This window comes from Bosea vaviloviae, from assembly GCF_001741865.1.
Lineage (GTDB): Bacteria > Pseudomonadota > Alphaproteobacteria > Rhizobiales > Beijerinckiaceae > Allobosea > Allobosea vaviloviae.
This window is the reverse complement of sequence record NZ_CP017147.1, coordinates 4853925-4874440: the sequence shown is the minus strand read 5'-3', so window position 1 is coordinate 4874440 and position 20516 is coordinate 4853925. Positions and strand designations below refer to the sequence as shown.

General features: G+C 65.8%; 23 protein-coding genes and 2 pseudogenes. 17 read left to right on the top strand and 8 right to left on the bottom strand.

Annotation, left to right across the window (positions count from 1 at the left end; translation table 11 throughout):
* Nucleotides 1–36 precede the first annotated feature (36 nt).
* The gene (locus tag BHK69_RS22330) at nt 37–474 is read left to right on the top strand and encodes a DUF1489 family protein (RefSeq protein WP_069692010.1); all 438 of its coding nucleotides are present in this window, start codon (nt 37–39) and stop codon (nt 472–474) included.
* Nucleotides 475–504: 30 nt separating this feature from the next.
* Here the strand turns inward: BHK69_RS22330 and BHK69_RS22325 are convergent, their stop codons facing one another.
* From BHK69_RS22325 to panC, 3 genes are all read right to left on the bottom strand, one after another.
* Complete coding sequence (locus tag BHK69_RS22325) at nt 505–1008, bottom strand: MarR family winged helix-turn-helix transcriptional regulator (protein WP_069692009.1); 504 nt, start codon at nt 1006–1008, stop codon at nt 505–507.
* 5 nt (nt 1009–1013) lie between these two features.
* Nucleotides 1014–1481, bottom strand: coding sequence for a hypothetical protein (locus tag BHK69_RS22320; protein WP_069692008.1), 468 nt, complete (start codon nt 1479–1481; stop codon nt 1014–1016).
* 202 nt (nt 1482–1683) lie between these two features.
* On the bottom strand, nt 1684–2496 hold the full coding sequence (gene panC / locus BHK69_RS22315; protein ID WP_069693889.1) for a pantoate--beta-alanine ligase: 813 nt from the start codon (nt 2494–2496) through the stop codon (nt 1684–1686).
* Nucleotides 2497–2629: 133 nt separating this feature from the next.
* Here panC and BHK69_RS22310 point away from each other — a divergent pair, with 133 nt between their 5' ends.
* Nucleotides 2630–3376 carry a hypothetical protein gene (locus tag BHK69_RS22310; protein WP_069692007.1) on the top strand — a complete coding sequence of 249 codons (747 nt, stop codon included), beginning with the start codon at nt 2630–2632 and terminating at the stop codon, nt 3374–3376.
* A complete protein-coding gene (locus BHK69_RS22305; RefSeq protein ID WP_069692006.1) occupies nt 3373–4092 on the top strand; it encodes a DnaJ domain-containing protein in 720 nt (239 codons plus the stop codon). The genes BHK69_RS22310 and BHK69_RS22305 overlap by 4 nt, the downstream gene beginning before the upstream one ends.
* A gap of 63 nt (nt 4093–4155) precedes the next feature.
* On the opposite strand, the gene BHK69_RS33225 is transcribed toward BHK69_RS22305, so the two are convergent.
* Nucleotides 4156–5793, bottom strand: a complete 1638-nt coding sequence (locus tag BHK69_RS33225; protein WP_244548284.1) for a serine hydrolase — start codon at nt 5791–5793, stop codon at nt 4156–4158.
* 384 nt (nt 5794–6177) lie between these two features.
* Between BHK69_RS33225 and BHK69_RS22295 the strand changes: the two genes are divergently transcribed.
* Both BHK69_RS22295 and BHK69_RS22290 read left to right on the top strand, forming a co-directional pair.
* Nucleotides 6178–6519, top strand: a complete 342-nt coding sequence (locus BHK69_RS22295) for a phasin family protein (protein WP_069692005.1) — start codon at nt 6178–6180, stop codon at nt 6517–6519.
* A gap of 160 nt (nt 6520–6679) precedes the next feature.
* Nucleotides 6680–7090, top strand: coding sequence for a hypothetical protein (locus BHK69_RS22290; RefSeq protein ID WP_069692004.1), 411 nt, complete (start codon nt 6680–6682; stop codon nt 7088–7090).
* 147 nt (nt 7091–7237) lie between these two features.
* Here the strand turns inward: BHK69_RS22290 and BHK69_RS22285 are convergent, their stop codons facing one another.
* Nucleotides 7238–8119 (bottom strand): aldo/keto reductase family oxidoreductase, encoded by an 882-nt coding sequence (locus BHK69_RS22285; RefSeq protein WP_069692003.1) that lies wholly within the window; start codon nt 8117–8119, stop codon nt 7238–7240.
* A gap of 94 nt (nt 8120–8213) precedes the next feature.
* On the opposite strand from BHK69_RS22285, the gene BHK69_RS22280 reads away from it, so the two are divergent.
* The 5 genes from BHK69_RS22280 (at nt 8214) to BHK69_RS22260 (ending at nt 12434) form a co-directional block, all read left to right on the top strand.
* Nucleotides 8214–9122, top strand: a complete 909-nt coding sequence (locus tag BHK69_RS22280) for a LysR family transcriptional regulator (RefSeq protein ID WP_069692002.1) — start codon at nt 8214–8216, stop codon at nt 9120–9122.
* A gap of 184 nt (nt 9123–9306) precedes the next feature.
* A complete protein-coding gene (locus BHK69_RS22275) occupies nt 9307–9627 on the top strand; it encodes a DUF1236 domain-containing protein (RefSeq protein WP_069692001.1) in 321 nt (106 codons plus the stop codon).
* Nucleotides 9628–9781: 154 nt separating this feature from the next.
* Nucleotides 9782–10033 (top strand): hypothetical protein, encoded by a 252-nt coding sequence (locus BHK69_RS22270; RefSeq protein ID WP_069692000.1) that lies wholly within the window; start codon nt 9782–9784, stop codon nt 10031–10033.
* A gap of 170 nt (nt 10034–10203) precedes the next feature.
* Nucleotides 10204–11748: a UxaA family hydrolase gene (locus BHK69_RS22265; RefSeq protein WP_069691999.1), complete on the top strand. Its 1545-nt coding sequence runs from the start codon at nt 10204–10206 to the stop codon at nt 11746–11748.
* Nucleotides 11749–12041: 293 nt separating this feature from the next.
* Nucleotides 12042–12434: a hypothetical protein gene (locus tag BHK69_RS22260; RefSeq protein WP_069691998.1), complete on the top strand. Its 393-nt coding sequence runs from the start codon at nt 12042–12044 to the stop codon at nt 12432–12434.
* A 43-nt stretch (nt 12435–12477) separates the two neighbouring features.
* On the opposite strand, the gene BHK69_RS22255 is transcribed toward BHK69_RS22260, so the two are convergent.
* Nucleotides 12478–12861, bottom strand: a complete 384-nt coding sequence (locus BHK69_RS22255; RefSeq protein ID WP_158516260.1) for a lysozyme inhibitor LprI family protein — start codon at nt 12859–12861, stop codon at nt 12478–12480.
* A gap of 68 nt (nt 12862–12929) precedes the next feature.
* Nucleotides 12930–14117, bottom strand: coding sequence for an aminotransferase (locus BHK69_RS22250; RefSeq protein ID WP_069691997.1), 1188 nt, complete (start codon nt 14115–14117; stop codon nt 12930–12932).
* Between the two features lie 96 nt (nt 14118–14213).
* Between BHK69_RS22250 and BHK69_RS22245 the strand changes: the two are divergent.
* The 6 genes and pseudogenes from BHK69_RS22245 to BHK69_RS32725 all read left to right on the top strand — a co-directional run bounded on the left by BHK69_RS22245 (nt 14214) and on the right by BHK69_RS32725 (nt 19032).
* A pseudogene (locus BHK69_RS22245) lies at nt 14214–14989 on the top strand (SIR2 family NAD-dependent protein deacylase).
* A gap of 144 nt (nt 14990–15133) precedes the next feature.
* On the top strand, nt 15134–15583 hold the full coding sequence (locus BHK69_RS22240) for a GbsR/MarR family transcriptional regulator (protein WP_244548282.1): 450 nt from the start codon (nt 15134–15136) through the stop codon (nt 15581–15583).
* Between the two features lie 104 nt (nt 15584–15687).
* On the top strand, nt 15688–16398 hold the full coding sequence (locus tag BHK69_RS22235; RefSeq protein ID WP_199578970.1) for a methyltransferase family protein: 711 nt from the start codon (nt 15688–15690) through the stop codon (nt 16396–16398).
* Between the two features lie 159 nt (nt 16399–16557).
* Entirely contained in the window at nt 16558–17823 is a 1266-nt protein-coding gene (locus BHK69_RS22230) for an alkyl sulfatase dimerization domain-containing protein (RefSeq protein ID WP_069691995.1), read from the top strand.
* A gap of 159 nt (nt 17824–17982) precedes the next feature.
* Entirely contained in the window at nt 17983–18375 is a 393-nt protein-coding gene (locus BHK69_RS22225; RefSeq protein ID WP_069691994.1) for a GFA family protein, read from the top strand.
* A gap of 447 nt (nt 18376–18822) precedes the next feature.
* Entirely contained in the window at nt 18823–19032 is a 210-nt protein-coding gene (locus tag BHK69_RS32725; protein ID WP_158516259.1) for a hypothetical protein, read from the top strand.
* 112 nt (nt 19033–19144) lie between these two features.
* Here the strand turns inward: BHK69_RS32725 and BHK69_RS22215 are convergent.
* Nucleotides 19145–19618, bottom strand: a pseudogene (locus BHK69_RS22215) (Rossmann-fold NAD(P)-binding domain-containing protein); the annotation flags it as partial.
* 58 nt (nt 19619–19676) lie between these two features.
* On the opposite strand from BHK69_RS22215, the gene BHK69_RS22210 reads away from it, so the two are divergent.
* A complete protein-coding gene (locus BHK69_RS22210; protein ID WP_069691992.1) occupies nt 19677–20507 on the top strand; it encodes a helix-turn-helix transcriptional regulator in 831 nt (276 codons plus the stop codon).
* Nucleotides 20508–20516 lie beyond the last annotated feature (9 nt).

Genomic DNA, 20516 nt, shown 5'->3' with positions numbered 1-20516 from the left:
CTGGTCGGGTTGCCTTGCAGGGCTTAAGTTCCGCCCATGTCGCTTCACCTGCTCAAACTCTGCGTCGGCGCCGAATCGATCAGCGATCTCGAGGAATGGATCGAGGAGCAGTCGCTGCTGCGCCGGCGGATGGGCCGCCCCGACGAGCAGACGCATACCACCCGCATGGTGCCCAAGCGCGTCAGCGAGATCGTCGATGGCGGCTCGCTCTATTGGGTGATCAAGGGCCAGATCTCGGCCCGCCAGCGCCTGACGGAGATCAGGCCCTTCACCGATGCGGACGGCATCGGCCGCTGTCATCTGGTGATGGAGCCGGTGGTGGTCCCGGTCGAGCCGCGCCCGTGCCGGCCCTTCCAGGGTTGGCGCTATCTCGCTGACAAGGACAAGCCGCGCGACATCGACGGCCGCAGCGGCGATCTCGGCGTGATGCCCGAAGCGATGCGGCGGGAGCTGGCGGAATTGGGGTTGCTGTAGAGAAGCTCACAAGGGCGGGGAGGTGACGTGTCAGCGCGGCTTGGTGCTTCCGCCGGCTTGTCCGGTATCGACCGGCGCGACGATCTCCTCGGTGCAGCGCACGAGCAGGTCCGTGCTGCGGGTGAGGAAGCCGGTCACGGCTCGTAGCGTCTCCTCGTCGAAGCTCGACCAGAGCCTGTGCATGGCGATCCGGCGCGGCTCGTAGGCGGCTTCGATCGGCGCCGTTGCTGTCCGCACGACGCTGATCAGCATGCGCCTCCGATCGGCCTCGTCCCGGCGGCGGGTGACGTAGCCGCGCGCCGCCAGCCTGTCGACCAGCGCCGTCACCGAACCCGAGGTCAGGCCGGTGGCAATGGCGAGTTCGCCGGCCGTGACGGTCTCGTGCAGGACAATGAGGTCGAGCACCTCCAGATCGGTTGGATGCAGCCCGAAGTGCTTGGCCATGGCGGCGCTGCTGAGCACGCTCTGTGCCCCCATTCGCCTCACGGCGAGGCCAAGCTGGCGCAACAGCGTATCGTTGTCGTGCTCGGGCATGTCGGTCAGATCCCAGCGCTCCGGGCGGCTGTCCAGAATGCGGCGAGCAGCGCGGCCAGCTTCGCGAGATCGAGGGGCAGCCTGAGGCGACTGCGCCTGGTCCAGCGCCGTGCCGCATCCGGCGAGACGCTATCGGCCTCGTCCCGCTCGAAGGCGAGGGCTTTCGGGATGAAATCGAGCGCCGACCAGATCCGCATCGCCGCATGGGTGGCGAGAGCGATCAGAAGCCACCGGCTGATGCCGGGCGCTCCCCAGGCGGCCACCAGTGCGGCGACGAGCAGAAGCTCGAAGACGATATGCGCCGGTATCCAGAAGCGTTTACGGGACACCCCGCCATGCATCGGTTGGACCAGGGCAGGCCGGTTCGGCCAGACCGGATCGAGCACCACGAACTCGTAAAGCCCGCCGCCGATCCCGATGGCCGCAGCCAATATCGCCATTCCGATGAGGAGCTCTGCAGCCGTCGCCTCCATCCCAGTTTCTCCTCTTGCGAGTGCCTCAGCCGACCTTGCTGTGATTTATCTTGATCATCAAGATAAAATCAAGCGACGGCTGTAAGCCGAGGCGCGAGCTCGCGACACCCTCCCGCGAGAAGAAGCCGGATCGCTGGAGGCATTCTGCGGGGAAGGCGAGGTTGGGGGGCGACAAGCCGATAGCAGCGACCGCTGCGACGACCTACACGCCGATATTGTCGATCAGCCGCGTGCCGCCGATCCGGGCCGCCACGAGCAAACGGATCGGGCCATCGGCCAGCGAGGTTACGGCAGCGAGCGTGTCGGCGTGCCGCGCCTCCAGATAGTCGAGCTCGAAGCCGGCCGAGATGATCTCGCCTTGCGCTTCGGTCACGGCCTTGAACAGGTCGTCGCGATTGCGCAGGCGCGCGGCGAGCTCTTGCATGACCTTGTGCAGCAGCGGCGCGAGCGCGCGATGCTCGGCCGAGAGGTAGCGGTTGCGCGAGGACATGGCGAGGCCGTCGGGCTCGCGGAAGGTCGGGAGCGGGACGATCTCGATGCCGAGGTCGAGATCAGCCGCCATCCGCGTCACCACCTTGAGCTGCTGATAATCCTTCTCGCCGAAGACGGCGCAATCGGCCTGACTCTGGGTAAAGAGTTTGCAGCAAACCGTTGCAACGCCTTCGAAATGTGTCGGCCGAAAGCGGTCGTCGAGGCCGACCGCGGCGGGGCCGAGCAGCAGGATGCGGGTGGCGAAGCCCGGCGGATACATTTGCTCGACCTGGGGAAAGAAGACCGCGTCGGCCTGCGCCTCGGCCAGCATCGCGCAGTCCTGGTCGAAGGTGCGCGGATATTTCTTGAAGTCCTCATGCGGGGCGAACTGCGTCGGATTGACGAAGATCGAGGTGATGACGCGCCGCGCATGGCGCTGGGCTTCCTTCACCAGGGCGATATGGCCTTGATGCAGCGCGCCCATGGTCGGCACCAGCGCGACCTTCTCGCCTGCGGCATGCCAGGCCGCGACCTTGGCCCGCATGGAGGCGACCGTCTCGAAAACCGCTATCTGCGTCACTGCGCCTGTTCTCCCTTTTGCGGACGGGTAGCAAATGCGCGGGCGATGGCCAATATCAGGTCAGTATGATTTGCAGCGTCGTGCGACCGGGAGCCTCATGAGCGACAAGACCGACCGTGCTCTGGGCAAGGCCGAAACCACCGCGCCACAGGCTGCGGGGGCTTCGACGCCGGGTGCGATCGATCGCTTCCTGGGAGCCGCCAAGCAGCTGGCGCCGCTGGCGACGGGGCAGGCGGGCCGGCTCGTCTTCGCGCTCGACGCCACGATGAGCCGCCAGCCGACCTGGGATCTCGCCTGCTCCTTGCAGGCGCGGATGTTCGAGGTCGCGGCGAAGAGCGGTGGGCTTGCGGTCCAGCTCGTCTATTTCCGCGGGCTGATGGAGTGCCGCTCGTCCGGCTGGGTCGGCGAGCCGCAGCGCCTCAACGGGCTGATGAGCCGGATCGCCTGCGAGGGCGGCCAGACGCAGATCCATCGCGTGCTCAAGCATGTCCGCGACGAGGCGAAGACCGTACCGATCCGCGCCTTCGTCTTCGTCGGCGATGCGATGGAGGAGGATGTCGATGCGCTTGCCGCTCTCGCGGGCGAACTCGGCTTGCGCGGGATTCGCGGTTTCCTATTCCAGGAAGGCCATGACCCCGCCGCCAGCGCGGCCTTTGCGACGATCGCGCGCCTGACCGGTGGCGCGCATGCGCGCTTCGACGTCAATGCGCCGGGTTCGCTGCTCGACCTGCTGCGGGGAGCTGCCGCCTATGCCAGCGGCGGGCGCGAGGCGCTATTGCGGCTCGCCGGCGACAATGCTGCGGTCAAGGGGCTGTTGAGCGCCATGGATGGAGGCCGTCGGTGAGTTTGCTCTACGGCATCGCCGTCCTGATCCTGCTCTGGTGGCTGTCGAAGTTCTTCGTCGGAGCCAATCCGGCGAAACTGGCCAAGCTTGCCAAGACCGGGGGCGGCGTGCTTTCGCTCGGCGTCGCGGCCCTGCTGATGCTGCGCGGGCGGCTCGACATGGCGATCTTCGTCGGCGGGCTCGGTGCCTGGCTGCTCGGCTGGAGCGCCTATGGGCCGGGCGGAATGCGCTTTCCCTGGGGTGGAGGGGCTGGGACGAGCACGACGCCGGGCGCGCACTCCAAGGTCGAATCCAGGCTGCTGCAGATGGAACTCGACCATGACAGCGGCGGCATGACCGGCAAGGTCCGCGCCGGAGCCTTCGCGGGGCGCGATCTCGATGGCTTGAGCCTGCCGGAGATCAGCGCCTTGATGCGCGAATGCCTCGCGGGCGATCCGGACGGCGCCCGCCTGCTAGAGGCATATCTCGACCGCCGGACGCCCGGCTGGCGTGAAGACGCTGATCGTCACCGCGACACGGGGCAGGGTGGCGCGGCGGGCCCGGGCGCGATGTCGCAGCAGGAGGCCTACGAGATCCTGGGGCTTCAGCCGGGGGCGGGCGAGCAGGCGATCCGCGAGGCCCATCGGAGCCTGATGAAGCGGATTCATCCGGATGCCGGCGGCAGCAGCGGCCTTGCCGCTCGCGTCAACCAGGCCAAGGACGTCCTTCTGAAGTGAGCCGAACGGCGGCAGGGTGTGGGGCTGGAACGACATCGGTCTCAGATCCTTCCTGTCTGTCCATCAGCCGCGGGTCGCGAAGCAGGCGAAACCGTCGCGCTTGAGCTTCGTGCAGGCGTTCTGGGCGTCCTTGGGGTCCTCGAAGCCGACGAAGCGGGCGCGGAACAAGGTAGCGCCGCCCTTCTCGACCTTCTCGGTGAAGCCGGAGGCATCGGCCAGCGGGCCTGCCGCCTTGGAGCGGGCGCGAGCGAGGATGTCCTTGGCCTTGGCCTCGTCATCGGTGGCGCCGAGCTGGATGATCCATTTGCCGCTGGCGACTGCCGCAGCCGGGCGGGCATCGTTCGCCTTGGTGTCGGCCGCGGCCTTGGCGAGGACGATGGTGGCGGGCTCGGGCTTCTTGTCAGCAGCGGCGGCGGCCACGGCGATGGGCTGGCGCAGTTCGATCTTGCGCTCCAGCTGTTTCACCTCTTGCGGCGTGGCCTGGGCGAGCTTGGCGAGGGCCTCCTCGTCGGGCTCGGCGACCTTGGCGATCGAGGAGGTGACGTCGACATTCGCCGGCGGGCGCAGAACCTTGGCATCGGCCGGCTGGGCGCCGATCGACCAGCGCATCGCCGAGGGCGTCGTCGTCGCGGTCACGGTGCGCATGCCTGAAAGCTGCAGCGGCTGGGCCCCGACATTGAGCGGACGCGGCGGCGCGATCGGCGTTGTGGTGGTGGCGGTGTAGGCGCGGGCGGCGGCGGGAAGCGGCGCTTCCTGCTGGATGCGCGGACGCGGCACCGGCATGGGCGCGGGCTCGACGGCTGCGACAGCGACGGGCTGCGGCGGCGCGGCGGCGACCGGGGCGGCGCGGCGCGGCGCCTCCTCCGGCTCGGGCGCTTCGGCGACCATGGTCGAGGCGCGGCCGCTGGTGGCGGCGCGAGGCAGGTTGGCGACCACGAGATCGGCCATGATCTTGTCGCGGGAGGCGCCGGAGCGGCCGCCGAGCACGATCGAGACGATCTGGCGGCCTTCCGATTTGGCCGAGGTCATCAGGTTGAAGCCCGAGGCGCGGGTGTAGCCGGTCTTGATGCCGTCGACGCCCTCGATGCGGCCGAGCAGGCGGTTATGACCACGGATCGTGCGCTCGCCATATTGGAAGGAGCGCGTTTGGAAGAGCGGGAAATAACGCGGGAACCGCTCCTGGATCGCACGGGCCAGGATGGTGAGGTCGCGCGCCGTGGTCAGGTTCGGCGGGGAATGCGGCAAGCCATGCGGGTTGTGGAAGCGCGTGGAGCTCATGCCGAGCGAGCGCGCCTTGCGTGTCATCATCTCGGCGAAGGCGTCCTCCGAGCCGGCGATGCCCTCGGCGACCACGACCGAGGCGTCGTTGGCCGAGAGCGTGATCATGCCCTTGATGGCGTCCTCGACCGCGATGGTGGAGCCCGGGCGCAGGCCGAGCTTGGTCGGCGGCTGGGCCGCGGCATAAGCCGAGACCTTGAGCTCGGAATCCATGCTGAAGCGGCCGCGCTCCATCTGCTCGAACAGCATATAGAGCGTCATGACCTTGGTCAGGGAGGCGGGGATGCGCGGCGCATCCTCATTGACGGCGTGCAAGGTGCGCCCGCTCTTCACGTCCACGACCATGGCCGCGTAAGGCGGCGTATAGCCGCCGCCGGCGCCATGGTGGCGACGCTTGCGGGCTTCGGCCGGAGACGCGGCCATGCTGACCGCAATCGTGACGACACCGATCAGTCCGACGACCGCGCGAAGACGCGCGCGTCGGGTACCAACGCAACAAAAAACCATGCAACCCGCCTCAACTCAGAACTCACGTCCCGAACCCGCACCACGTCAACAAACGTGGCGATAAGGACACAGTGGGAGAGGTTAGGCGGATGCGGTTACGGAGCCGTTAAAAAGCGACGCATCTGTTTCGGCGCGGTCTGCGTCTGGTGCAATGCGGTGCGTCCTTGACATTCATGTTGCACTGCACAATATGAGGACTGTCCCCGGTGGTGAACCTTTTCATCTGGCCTTGGGGCGCAAAACCTGGGTCCGCAAGGGCTCGTCAGCAGAGGCGGCACTCCGGTGCCGGAGGGAAGAAACATGATCCAGCAGTTCGAGACGATCCAGAAGGCTTCGAAAGAGAACGTCGATGCGGCCCTGAAGGCTTTCGGCGCCACCTCCAAGGGCGTGCAGACCATCGCCGTCGAGGCTTCCGACTACGCCAAGAAGTCCTTCGAGGCCGGCACCGCGACGATCGAGAAGCTCGCCGCCGTGAAGACCCTCGACAAGGCGATCGAGATCCAGACCGACTACGTCAAGACCGCTTTCGAGGGCGCCGTCGCCCAGCTGACCAAGATGGGCGAGCTCTACACCGCCCTCGCCAAGGACGCCTACAAGCCGTTCGAAGGCATCGTCGCCAAGGCCGTTCCGGCCGCCAAGTGAGGCGCCGGCCCTCGGGCCGCACCTCAAACCATCGCTAACTATAGCTTATTGAACCCCGGTCATTCTTGATCGGGGTTTTCTCTTGGTAGGTCTTCCTTCAGCGCGCGCGACTACAGCTGCTCTTAAATATTCGCTCGATTGCGTGCTGGAGTGTCTACCAATGAAGATCATGTTCGCTCCGGCGTTGGCATTGCTGCTTGGCGGCTGCGTTGCATCAGGCAGTTCAGGCCGTGTCGTCAGGGCTTCTGCCGGCGAGGCCGAGACCCGTTGGATGATCGCATCCACCATCGCCAGCGCCCCGCATTTCGGTGGCTGGAGCATCATCGGCAAACCCCAATTCGCTCAAGCCGGGCTCGCGCCCGGGCGTAGCGTCGGGTCAATGCTTTTCGGCAGCACAAGCGAGGAATACTGCGTTTCGGCGACGATGATCGTGGCCGGTATTCCGCAGCGTAAAAGCGCCTTCGTGACGGTCAATCGTAGCAGCTCGGTCGCGACGGCACGAGTGCGGCCAGGCTACTGCACCGCAACGGCGCCTTTCCCGGAGCTGGAGATGGTTTCCATCCGACGCTAGTTATCGCTGTCAAGGCCGCTTCGCCGGCGGGTTTCGTCATCGGCGAGAACGTCGGCAGCCGTTTGAGCGTTGAGCACTCATCCAGAGAGCCTAGTCTGAAATGCACCCAAAGATGTCGATAGCTCTGCCTTGACCACCTAGCCGCCGTCATTCCGGACGCAGCGAAGCGGAGATCCGGTCCAGTGCAACGAGCGCCTCGTCCGGCAATGCGATGTCCGCCGCAGCCAGATTGTCGTGCAGATGCGCGATGGACGAGGTTCCAGGGATCAGGAGAATGTTGGGCGCCCGGTGAAACAACCAGGCAAGCGCGACCTGCATCGGCGTAGCGCCGAGCTGCGCGGCGACATCCGACAGGATCGAGGATTGCAGCGGGCTGAAACCGCCGAGCGGGAAGAACGGCACATAAGCGAGGCCGTCGCGGGCGAGATCGTCGATCAGGGCATCATCTGCCCTGTGCGCCAGATTGTACTGGTTCTGGACGCAGACGACCTCGACCATCTTGCGCGCATCCGCGATCTGCGTCGGCGTGACATTGCTCAGCCCGATATGACGGATGAGGCCCTTGCGCTGAAGTTCGGCCAGCGTGGCGAGCGGCGCCTCCAGCGACCCTTCCGCCGGGCCGTGGACGTCGAACATGGCGCGGAGGTTGACGACGTCCAATACGTCGAGGCCGAGATTGCCGAGATTGTCGTGAACCGCCTGCGTCAGGGCGTCGGCCGAGAAGGCTGGAATCCAGGATGCGTCCTCGCCGCGCCGGGCACCGACCTTCGTGACGATGACGAGGTCGTCGGGATAGGGATGCAGCGCCTCGCGGATGATTCGGTTGGTGACGTGGGGCCCATAGAAATCCGAGGTGTCGATGTGGTTCGTGCCCGCCGCTACCGCCTCGCGCAGCACGGCGAGCGCGGCGTTGCGATCCTTGGGTGGGCCGAAGACGCCGGGCCCTGCGAGTTGCATGGCGCCGTAGCCGAGGCGCTTCACGGGGCGGTCGCCGAGGACGAATGTGCCGGATGGCTCGATGGTGGACATGGATGATCTCCGCTGGGAACGACCCCGAGCTAGTCATTGCCGGCCTGCACGATAACCGGTCATAATCCGTACAGGCTGTGCGGGATTCAAAACAATGAAAGCCGATCTGAGCGACCTCAACGCCTTTGTGGCGGTCGCGCGCGCCAAGGGCTTTCGCGATGGCGCACGGGCCGGCGGCGGTAGCGCGTCGGGATTGAGCGAAGCAGTGCGTCGGCTCGAGGCGCAGCTCGGAGTCAGGCTGCTCAACCGCACCACACGCAGCGTGGCAGTGACCGAGGCTGGCCAACGCCTGCTCGATCGTCTCGGGCCGGCCCTCCTGGAGGTGGAAACGGCGCTCGACGTCGTGAACAGCTTTCGCGACAGGCCCGCGGGAACGCTCCGCCTCAATGTGCCGGTCAGCGCGTCGCGGCTCATCCTGCCCACCATCGTGCCGCCGTTCCTGGCCGCCTATCCGGAGATTCGGCTGGAGGTGGTCGCCGAGGAAAGCTTCGTCGATGTCCTGGCGGCCGGCTGCGACGCCGGCATCCGCTATGACGAGCGTCTGGAGCAGGACATGATCGCGGTGCCGATCGGCCCCCGCGTCCAGCGTTTCGCGGCTGCGGCGGCTACGGCCTATCTCGATCGCGCCGGCCGTCCGGCGCATCCCCGCGATCTGCTCGGCCATGCCTGCCTGCTCGGCCGTTTTGCCAGCGGAGCCTTGACGACGCCATGGGAGTTCGAGCGGGATGGCGAGGTCGTGCGGGTCGACCCCGCGGGCCCGCTCATCGTCAGCGTGGGAGGCGCGATCGATCTCGCCGTCGAGGCCGCGATCGCCGGCAGCGGGATCATCTCCCTCTTCGAGGGTTGGCTGCGTCCGCATCTCGACAGCGGCGCGCTCGAGCCGGTCCTCGAAACCTGGTGGCAGAGCTTTCCGGGACCGTTCCTATATTATCCCGGCAGGCGCCTGGTTCCCGCGCCGCTGCGGGCCTTCCTCGATTTTATCAAAGCCGGCCATCGCGCATGAGGCCGTGTATCGCTCCGCCCCGCCTCGCTTTCAACCCAAGCCGGCTAGCTTCTATGGCTCAGCTTTTTGGCGCACGACAAAGGGTCGCGGTTCAGCATTGGGAACGAACTTTGGAACCAACCTAATCTGGCCACGTTCCAAGCGGACCGAGCCCAATCATGGGCAGGGGACAAAGGAGAACACCATGAAAAAGGTCATTCTCGGTTCCGTGATGGCCGCTGCGCTCGTCGCTGGCTCGACAGCCTTCGCCCAAGTGAGCGCCAATATCACGATCGGGCAGCCCGAGCAGACCCGTATCAAGGAGTACGTGGTCAAGGAGAAGGTCAAGCCCACCATGATCAAGGAGAAGGTCACGGTCGGCGCGACGCTCCCGGCCGACGTCGAACTGGCGCCGGTGCCGTCGGACTGGGGCCCTTCGGTCAGCAAGTATCGCTATGTCTACACCAATAATCACGTCGTCCTGGTCGAGCCTTCGAACCGGCGCGTCGTGCACATCATCGAGTGATCGCCCCAGACCGGCAGATCTCCCCGGCCATAGGGCCGGGGAGAAGCCGGCTTCCGGTTCATAAGCAACCTTTAACGAGAATGGCCCGAGAATTGCTCTGACCCTTGCGGCCGCGTTGGCCAGCCGGTCATCGAGCAACGGAAGGGTCGAGGGAATGGACGCATTCACGATGGTGGTTCTTGCCTGTGTCACAGGCCAGGCGAATTGTACGACGACCAGGATCAACGAGAGCGCGTTCACCACGATCGAGGCCTGTGAAGCCCGGGTAGACGACGTCACACGCGATATGACACGCGAATTCGCGCAGCGCGCCGAGTTCAAGGGGCGGCAGGTCACTTACGACGTGTCCTGCATGAATCGTCAGCAGATGCGCGACAAGTTGGGTGTGACCGACGCTTCGATCTGACGAGGCCGGCGGTCGCTCGCGTTTTCATGGGTGAGAGCCCGGGCTTTTTGTCCCGGAGCGACGCAAAGCCGCTGCCCGCTTCAAACGATTGAAAACTGACGCGGAGAGGCGCATTGCTTTGCCCGAATGCTGCGATCTTCGCAGCCTAGGCAGCCAATGGTCCTTCTCCGATGCTCGACAAAGCGATTCCGCCCCGCACGCTCACGCTCAACGCCGCCGATAATGTCGCGGTCGCGGTCGATCCGGTCGATGCCGGCGTGACGGCAGCAGGCGTCACCGCGCTGAAGCGGATTCCGCGCGGGCACAAGCTGGCGCTGAGCAAGATTGCGACCGGCGAGCCGATCCGCAAATTCGGCCAGATCATCGGTTTCGCCACGGTCGATATTCCGCCTGGCGAATGGGTGCATGAGCACAATACCGGCTTCCACGCCTTCGAGCGCGACTATGCTTTCTGCGCCGAGGCCAAGCCCGAATTCGTCTTGCCCATCGAGCAACAGGCGACCTTCGAAGGCTTCCGTCGCGAGGGTTCTGGCGGAAGACCGGGCAAGGCCGGTACGCGCAACTATGTCGGCATCCTGACTTCGGTGAACTGCTCGGCCTCGGCGGCGCGTTTCATGGCCGAGGAGGTCAAGCGCTCGGGCCTGCTGGCCGATTATCCCAATGTCGACGGCGTCATCGCGCTGACCCACGGCACCGGCTGCGGCATCGACTATAATGGCGAGAGCTTCGAGGTGCTGAAGCGCACGACCTGGGGCTATGCCTGCAACCCGAACATGGCCGCCGTCCTTGTCGTCGGCCTCGGCTGCGAAGGCTTCCAGATCAAGCGGATGAAGGACGCCTATGGCGTCGAGGAGAGCGACGTCTTCCGCACGCTGACGATCCAGGAAACCGGAGGCACGAAGAAGGCCGTCGCCGCCGGCATCGAGGCGCTGAAGGTGATGCTGCCGATCGCCAACCGCGCCGTGCGCGAGACCGTGCCAGCCTCGGAATTGATGCTGGCGCTGCAATGCGGCGGCTCGGACGGCTATTCCGGCATCACCGCCAACCCGGCCTTGGGCAAGGCCGTCGACCTCCTGGTCGAGCATGGCGGCACCGCGATCCTCTCGGAGACGCCGGAGATCTACGGCGCCGAGCATCTGCTGACCCGCCGTGCCGCGACGCGCGAGGTGGGAGAAAAGCTCGTCGGCATCATCAAGTGGTGGGAGGACTATACGGCCCGCGCCCGGATGGACATGAACAACAACCCGTCGCCCGGCAACAAGGCCGGCGGGCTCACCACCATCCTGGAGAAGTCGCTCGGTGCGGCGGCCAAGGGCGGCACCAAGACGCTGGCCGCGGTCTATCACTACGCCGAGCAGGTGAAGTCCAAGGGCTTCGTCTACATGGACACGCCCGGCTACGATCCAGTCTCCGCCACGGGGCAGGTCGCCGGCGGGGCCAATATCCTCGCCTTCACCACGGGCCGTGGCTCGGCCTATGGCTGCAAGCCGACGCCCTCGGTGAAGCTCGCCACCAACACGCCGATGTATCTGAAGCAGACCGACGACATGGACATCAATTGTGGCGATGTGCTCGACGGCGTGACGCTGGAGGAGAAGGGCAAGGAGATCTTCGACTACCTGCTGCGCATCGCTTCGGGCGAGCATTCGAAGTCCGAAGAGATGGGCTATGGCGACGCCGAATTCGTGCCCTGGCAGATCGGGGCGACGATGTAGCCGCTTTATCCTTCTCCCCCATCAAAGTCGGCTGTTGCCGACTTTGACACTTAGGTTGCCCATCTCGGGCAAGCCCGAGATGGGTGGGAGAAGGTGTCGCCGCAGGCGACGGATGAGGGAAGGGTCGCGCCAGCGGTCCTTTTTCTTGCAGCCAGAAGACTTCCCTCATCCGTCACGGCTCCGTCGTGCCACCTTCTCCCCCGAGGGGAGAAGGGAAACGCGCGCATTGACAGCGCCTCGTCCTGGCCTGATAGCCGCGACCGGACTTCTTCAACGCGGCCGGGGGGCACGTCATGCGACAGATTCTTCTGGTTACGGTTCCGCGCGTCCTGCTCGGGCTGCTTTTCCTCGTCAGCGCGGTCGACGGTTTCTGGTGGCTTGCCACTGGCGCGCATCTGATCCACCCGCCGACCAGCGAGCGCGGCGTCGCCTTCGAGACCGCGCTGCAGAATGCCGGCTTCTTCTGGCCGCTGTTGAAGACGGTCAATCTGGCGGGCGCGCTCAGCCTGCTCTTGAACATCGTGCCGGCCTTCGGCCTCGCATTGCTCGCGCCGGTGATGACGGTGATCGTGCTGTTCCATCTGGTGATCAACCCGCAGGGCATCCCAGTCGCTATCATCCTGGTGGTGCTCGGGAGCCTCTTGGTCTGGGCTTATCGCGAGCGCTATGCGGGCCTGTTCAGGTAGCTAGAGCAATTCCGGCTCCCGCCGCGCTCGAAAACGCTCCGATCTACGGAGGCGAGAGGTCTTTCAACCATTTCGTGCGTTCCGCGGTCGCCTTCAGGAGGCAGCTCTGGTCGCTCAATGACGCCATCGTGCCGCGGTCGCGCAGGCCCGTCATGAAGGAGCAGGTGGCATCACGATGCGCCAGCCAGGCGCGCTGGGTATTGCGCAGCAGGTTGCGCTGATCCGGCGTCAGATTGGCCGACGCGCCGCGATAGGCGGCGTTGAGCTCGGCATCGAGCGTCCTGTATTCGGCTGCCCCGCAATCGAGCATTGCCACGGTGACGCCGCCGCTTGCTTCCATGCATTTCTGGTAGGTGGGAGAAAAGTTCTCTTCCAAGGTGCCCGGCTGTGCGGCGCCCGGCTGTGCGGCGCCCGCGAGCACGGCCATGACGCCGAGGCATATGGTCGCCTTTCGGATATCGAACCACATTGCGGGGCTCCCTCCTGTTCGACGCTTCAACCGAGGGCGAATCCACGCAGTCTTTCGTTCAACCCGCCAATCCTGTCGGCTGCGACATTGGCGATGGCGACGCGCAGATGCTGCTCCTGGGCCGGGCCGAAATAGGGGCCGGGCAGGGCGAGCACTCCGCGCTCTTCAACCAGCCTGCGCGCGACATCAGCTGCCGGCACGCCCGCGAAGGGATGTGCGACATAAGCGAAATAGGCTCCCGCTGCGAGCACGCGCCAGCCTTCGAGCGGGGCCATCGCGGCGCGGAACAAGGCGGCGCGGGCATTGATCTCGACGCGGTTGGCCTCGCGCCAGGCGCGGATGCCGTCGATGCCCCAGGTGATCGCCGCCTGGCCGGCGCGCACGGGACTGATCTGGACGCAGTCGAGCACCTTGCCGATCTGCGCGACGACCTTTTCGCCTGCCGTGATCGCACCCAGGCGCCAGCCCGGCACGGCATAGGCCTTGGAGAAGCTGTAGAGTCCGATGACGGAGTCTTGCCAAGTGCTTGCGGCAAAGATCTCATGTGGCCTGGCAACGCCTTCGGGCAGGAAATCGCGATAGGTTTCGTCGAGCACGAGCCAGAGCCCGCGCCGTGCACAGAGCTCGGCGAAGGCGGCGATGGTCGCGGCCGGATAGACTGCGCCGGTCGGGTTGTTGGGCGTCACCAGCACGATGGCGCGGGTGCGGGCGTCGATCAATTTTTCGGCGTCGGCGACATCCGGCACGAAGCCGGCGGCGGGATCGCAGGGCAGAGGCTTGGGCTCGACGCCGAGCATGGTCAGCGTCATCTCGTGGTTGAAGTACCAGGGCGTCGGCAGGAGCACATTGTCGCCGGCCCGGGCCAGCGCCATCATCGTGATGACATAAGCCTGGTTGCAGCCCGAGGTGATCGCGATCTCACTGGGCGAAAAACGCGCGCCGTAGATACTCCCGATCTCCTTCGCATAGGCCTCGCGCAAAGCGAGATCGCCGGTGATCGCGCCATAGCGGGCGCTGTCGGTCGCGGCGGCGGCCTCACCGAGGCGCTGCAGCAGCTCCTGCGGCGGCGGTGAGCCCGGCACGGCCTGAGACAGGTCGATCAGCGGCCCGTTGCGGCCGTCATAGGCGCGCGCCCAGCCTTGGGCCTCCGGGATCGGAGGCGTACCGGTGCCGAGGAGGTCGGGATTCAAGGTAGCTTGCGGCGTCTTCAACATGGCAGGCAGCTTTGGGATGCGGCGGCGCCCTCGTCAATCAGCCATCCCCGTCAATCAGCTTGGACGCGGGCGAGTTATCACCCCATATCATTGCGCATGCAGGACGAGATCAACGACGCCATCGACGAACTCCATGCCATGCTCGACCGGGCAGCCGTGATCGTCGGCTTTACCGGAGCCGGCATCTCGACTGAATCCGGCGTGCCGGATTTCCGCACGCCAGGTTCGCCCTGGATGGTTCACAAGCCGATCCCGTTTGCCGCCTTCACCGCCAGCCGCGAGGCGCGCATCGAGGCCTGGCGGCGCAAATTCGCAATGGACGACCATTTCGCCGGCGCCGGCCCCAATCGTGGCCACCGCGCTTTGGCGCGGTTGGTGAGCGAGGGCCGCTCGCCCGGCATCGTCACCCAGAATATCGACGGCCTGCATCAGGCCTCAGGCGTTCCCGATGAGCGCATCGTCGAACTGCACGGCAACGGCACCTACGCTACGTGCCTGACCTGCGGCTGGCGTCATGAACTCGCCGCGATCAGACCGGCCTTCGAGGCGACGGGCGAACCGCCGCGCTGCATCATGTGCGGCGGCCAGGTCAAATCGGCGACGATCTCGTTTGGTCAGGCGATGCCGCAGATCCAGATGCAGCGAGCCCATGCGCTGACGCTGCAGGCTGATCTCTGACGCTGCAGGCTGATCTCTTCCTCGTGGTCGGCTCTTCGCTCGTCGTCTTTCCCGCCGCGGCGATGCCCGTCATCGCCAAGCGCAATTGCGCGAAACTCGTCATCGTCAACCGCGAGCCAACGGAGCTCGACGCCATCGCCGATCTCGTGGTTCGGGCCGAGATCGGCCCGGCGCTGGGGCGATTGGCGGGGTAGGGGATCGTGGTGCAGGGAAGGGCCGTATTCCGGTAGGCGCGCCTTATGTGGCGGGCATGGGATTTCCTCCGACCAGCTTCGCACGTTGGACATACGCATTATATTCGCTATATTCGGAAAATGCCGAATATAGCGAATAAGCGCATGGCGACGGCCGAACAACGCTTCATCGAGGACGCCGCCCGGTTGTTGATCCCCTGGGGCGTGCCCCAGACAGCGGCGCGCCTCTACGGCTATCTGCTGCTCCGCGCCGAGCCGGTCAGCCTCGATCGCATCACCGCCGAGCTCGAGATCAGCAAGAGCAGCGCCAGCGTCGCCGCGCGATTGCTGGAAACATACAGGCTCGCCCGGCGTCATGGCGAGCGCGGCAGTAAGCGCGCCTTGTACGCGGTGTCCGATAATTACGAGGGCATGCTGACCGAGCAGAACCGCCTGCTGGATGCGCTCGCCGCGCTCCTCAGGAACGGCGCAGGCACCGTCGCGTCGGGAGGGGTTCGGGACCGCCTCGAGGACATGGCCGAGTTCTACCTGGCGATACGCCAGGCGATGGAGGCAGCGCTCGAGCAGTGGCGCGCGAAGACGCCGCGATCCTGAGGCGATCGATCGGCGTTCCCTCGCATGGATCAAGTCAGTCTTGGGCCAAGTCAGCTTTGGGCCAAAGCCAGCCTGGAGACAATTTTGCCGAAGGAGTGCGTGACATGGAACAGACCGAAACGCCCCGGGAGCCGAGCGCGATGTCGCGCGGCACGGCCATCGCCTATGCGATCGGCCTGCCGCTTTCGCTGCTTGGATTGATCTTCTGGCCTGCCGGCACGATCGCCTGGCGGCCCGGATGGGTCTTCCTTGCGGTTCTGATTTCGGGCTTCGGAGCTTCGGCCCTGGTGCTCGCCTGGGTCAATCCGATCATCTACCGCGCACGCAGCCGCTTCCAGGCGGGCACGAAAAGCTGGGACAAGGCGCTGCTTGCGGTCATCCTGCCGGCGATGGTCGCGGTCCTGCCGGTCGCGGCGCTCGATGCCGGGCGGTTCCACTGGTCGGTTGTGCCGGCCTGGGCGGTGCTGTCGGGCTATGTCGCCGTGCTGGCGGGCATTGCGGTGACGGGCTGGGCGCAGGCGATGAACCCGTATTTCGAGCCGGGCGTCCGGATCCAGTCCGAGCGGCATCAGCGCGTGATCGACAGCGGTCCCTACCGTTTCGTGCGCCACCCCGGCTATATCGCCGCGCTGTTCCTGTTTTTCGGCATGGCGCTCGCGCTGGGCTCGCTCTGGGCGCTCGTTCCCGCCGCTCTGGCGGCGGCGGTGCTCGTCCTGCGCACGTCATGGGAAGACCAGCTGTTGCGGGCCGAGCTTCCTGGCTATGACGATTATGCCCGCCGGGTGCAGTGGCGATTGGTCCCCGGCCTCTGGTGACGGCCGGATTTGCCGGCGGTCGTCGAGCATAAGGCGGGTGCCCGGGCTGTCCGCGTGCCATAGCTGACGCGGCCTGTCAGCATCCTCCTTGCCCGGGCTTCACTCCTCTGTCGGCAGTGCTAAGCAAGAAAGTGCAGCTCGGTTGAGAGGGAATTCGGGATGGCTCACGACGCGTTGTTCGAGCGGCTCTGGAGCGGCGCCGCCCGGATGGAGGAATGGACGGCGGCGGTGTCCAAGGGGGCGATCACGCAGGTCGCGGAGAACATCATCACCGTCCATACGACGTATTTCTGCGGCAGCGTCACGGCTATCCGCACCGATGCCGGGCTCGTCCTGATCGACACGGCCAAGCCCGATACCGCAGCCCAGACGCTGGACGTCGTGCGAAGCTGGGACGACAGCCCGGTTCACACCGTGATCTACACCCATGGCCATATCGACCACACCAGCGGCATCACGCTCATCGACGAGGAAGCTGATGCGAGGGGCCGCCCCAGGCCGCGCATCGTCGCTCACCGGAACGTGCGGCGCCGCATGGAGCGATACGAAGCGTCGCACGGCTTCAACAGCCTCGTTCAGGGCCAGCAATTCAACAAGCCGGACTATGTCTACCCGATCGGCCAGCGACAGCCTGACGAGGTCTATGACGACAGCTTGTCGCTCACGATCGGCGGAGAGGAGATCACGCTCTTCCACGGGCGTGGCGAAACCGACGACGCCAGCTTCGTCTGGTTGCCGAAGCGTCGCGTTCTGGCGAGCGGCGACTTCGTGATCTGGGTGTTTCCGAATGCGGGCAACCCGCGCAAGGTCCAGCGTTATGCGGCGGATTGGGCGGTCGCGTTGCGGCGCATGGAAGAGCTCGAGCCGGAGATCCTGATCCCGGGCCATGGGCCGGTGATTTTCGGCAAGGAGCGGGCGGCGCAGGTGCTGCGGGACGGCGCCGAGGCGCTCGAATATCTGACGAGCGAGACGCTCCGATTGATCAATCAGGGCGCCACGCTCGATGACGTGCTGCACGCGGTCAAAGTCCCGCCACGCTATCTGGCCAAGCCCTATCTGCTGCCGAAATATGACGATCCCGAATTCCTGGTTCGGGCCATCTACCATTTCTACGCCGGCTGGTTCGATGGCGATCCGGCGCATCTGAAGCCGGCGCGGACTGCCGATCTGGCAGCGGAGTTGGCGCGACTCGCGGGCGGCGCCGACAAGCTTGCCGAGCGGGCCGCTACCCTGTCCGGGGAAGGCCAGACGCGGCTTGCGGCTCAGCTTGCCGAATTCGCCGGGGCGGCGGCTCCGGAGGACGCGCGGATTCAAGGCATCCGCGCGGCCGTTCTCCAGACATGCATCGACGGCGAGACCACGCTGATGGGCAAAGCCTTCTTCGCCGTCTACCAGCGCGATGCGGACGAGAAATCGAAAGCCTGACCGAGCGACGAGCCGTCGGCTTTCTGCCCAGGCGATCGTGTTGCTCTATCGTCGCTCATCATCTGCCGCGATCGCGCGCGCTACGTGATCGGCCGTCATGGACGCTCGATGGGGTTCGTTGTTAGCATCCCGACCGCTCGATTTTGGAGGAGACGCAGCATGGACCGGTTCACGGGCGGCTGCCTGTGCGGCAATGTCCGGATTGTGGCGTCGGGACGCCCATACCGGGTCGGCCTCTGTCACTGTCTCGACTGCCGCAAGCATCACGGGGCTCTTTTCCACGCTTCCGCGGTGTTCCCACAGGATGCGGTGACGATCGATGGCGAAACACGCGACTACGCCGGGCGGTTTTTCTGTCCCCGCTGCGGCTCGCCCGTTTTCGCACGCAGCGCCGACGAAATCGAAGTGCACCTGGGATCGCTGGATGCCCCCGACCAGTTGATGCCGACTTACGAGCTCTGGACCATCCGCCGCGAAGCCTGGTTGCCGCCGTTTCCGCTCAAGCGGCGATATGAGCGCGATCGCGACGCCACGGGCCGCTTTGAGGAGTAGGTCGCACGAGCGGGGCGAGAGCGCCGTGCCGACATTCCATTCCGCCGGGCGAGGACGATAGCCGGGGAGCCGGCGACCGCCCATGGGCGCATAGTTTGCCCTGAGGAAAGCACCGGGCTGTGCTGCGGGCGACCGTCTCAGCCCGGCCGGCAATCATGGCGGAGTTGGCAAGCCGCGACCCTTCGACCTTTCGCCAGGGTCAGGGTGGTGGTTCGGAATGATGGCGTGGTTCCGGGGGCAACATCCAGCGCACTTTCCCCGGCGTCATGATTGCAGCTTTGGGGGCAGCGCAATTTTGGATGTCCCCCGATGACACAGAACGCCCCGAAAGCGAACGCAGATGCCGCTCCGGCATCCTCCCGTCCGGTCTTGAAACGGCTCGCGAATGCCTTGGCCGGAGGAGCTTGTGCCTTCGCGCTGTCGGTCCCGTTGCTCAGCGAAGAGGTCATGGCTCAGGGTTGGCAACTCAGCTCGCAATATTATTCAGGGGGCTCGACCTGGACGCTCCGCAAGCTTCGTCCCGGCAATGGCAGCATCACCGAACTCAAGGAGCCGGCGCCCGCGAACAACTGCCCCGTCCCGGCCTTCGAGGTGGTGAACCCTAGGCGCGGAGAGCTGCGCTGCGTCGGCTATGTCGCCCCGTCCTGGCTGCGCTAGAGCAGGATGCGAAAAAGTGGGAACCGGTTTTCGCATAGATCCTGCTCTCACTCTTGGTTGAGAGACGGATTCAGGTTTCAGATGGATCACTTTGTGATTCCATGTGAAATCCTCATCGAACGGCATAGTAGCCGGGCTGACCGATATCGCTGAGCAGGTCCGAGCCGGTCGGCTCCCAACCGAGCAGCGACCGTGTGAGCGCGCTCGACGCCGCCATATCCGCGCCTGCGAAGTCGGCGAACCAGCCGAAATGCTCGCGGCCACGCGATTCGACGGGCAGGCAGAGTCGGCGACCGATCACCCCGGCGATATCCTTGAAGGGCGTGCCTTCGTCGGCGACCGCGTGATAGGCGGGCTCGGTGGCGCCCTGTTCGAGTGCGAGCCGGTAGAGGCGCGCGGCGTCCAGCCGGTGCACGCCGGCCCAGCGGTTCTGGCCCTCGCCGATATAGGCCGATACGCCTTTCTCACGCGCCATCGCAATCAGGATCGGGATGAAGCCGTGGTCGCCAAGGCCGTGGACCGAGGGCGCGAGCCGGATCGTTGCCGCGCGTACGCCGCGCTCCGCCAGCGCTCGCGCTGCCGCCTGAATATTCGGGTAAAGTAGCGATCTTATCCCGGTATAATTGCTAACAGGGTGAGCCGCGATGTCCGACGGCAATTCGCTCGGTGTCTATCTCAGGAGCCGACGCACGAAGCTCGATCCCGCCTCCTTCGGCCTTGCCGGCGGCCGGCGGCGAACCGCGGGGCTGCGCCGCGAGGAGGTGGCGCAGCGCGCCAATATCAGCGCGACCTGGTACACTTGGCTGGAGCAGGGGCGCGGTGGAAGTCCCTCGGCGGACGTGCTCGACCGGATCGCGCGGGCGCTCACGCTGACGGATGTCGAGCGCGAACATCTGTTCCTTGTTGGCCTCGGTCGTCCGCCCGAGGTCCGTTATCGCGGCAGCGACGCGATCACGCCGCGATTGCAGCGCCTGCTGGACGTGCTGACCTACAGCCCTGCGATCGTCAGGACGGCGACCTGGGACGTCGTTGCCTGGAACCGCGCAGCCGCGGCCGTACTGACCGACTATGGCGCGCTCCCGCCCGATCAACGCAACGTCCTGCGCCTGATCTTCTGTGATCCCCGCGTCCGCGCCGCGCAGTCGGAATGGGAATCCGTGGCCCGCTTCGTCGTGGCTACTTTCCGGATCGATGCCGCACGCGCGGGTGCCGACGCGGAGGTCGCGAAGCTGGTCGACGAGTTGAGCCAGGCGAGCCCCGAATTCGCATCGATGTGGCGCGACAACAATGTCCAGACGCATGGCGACGGCGTGAAGCGCCTGCGTCATCCCAGGCTGGGATCGATCACCCTGGAGTACTCTGCCTTCGCGGTGGATGCCCGGCCGGATCTGAGCCTGATCGTCTACAATCCGGCCACGCCGGCCGACCGGAGGCTCATCGAGTCCCTGGTCGAAGAACTGCCAGTAACCGGCTAGGCGTCGTGC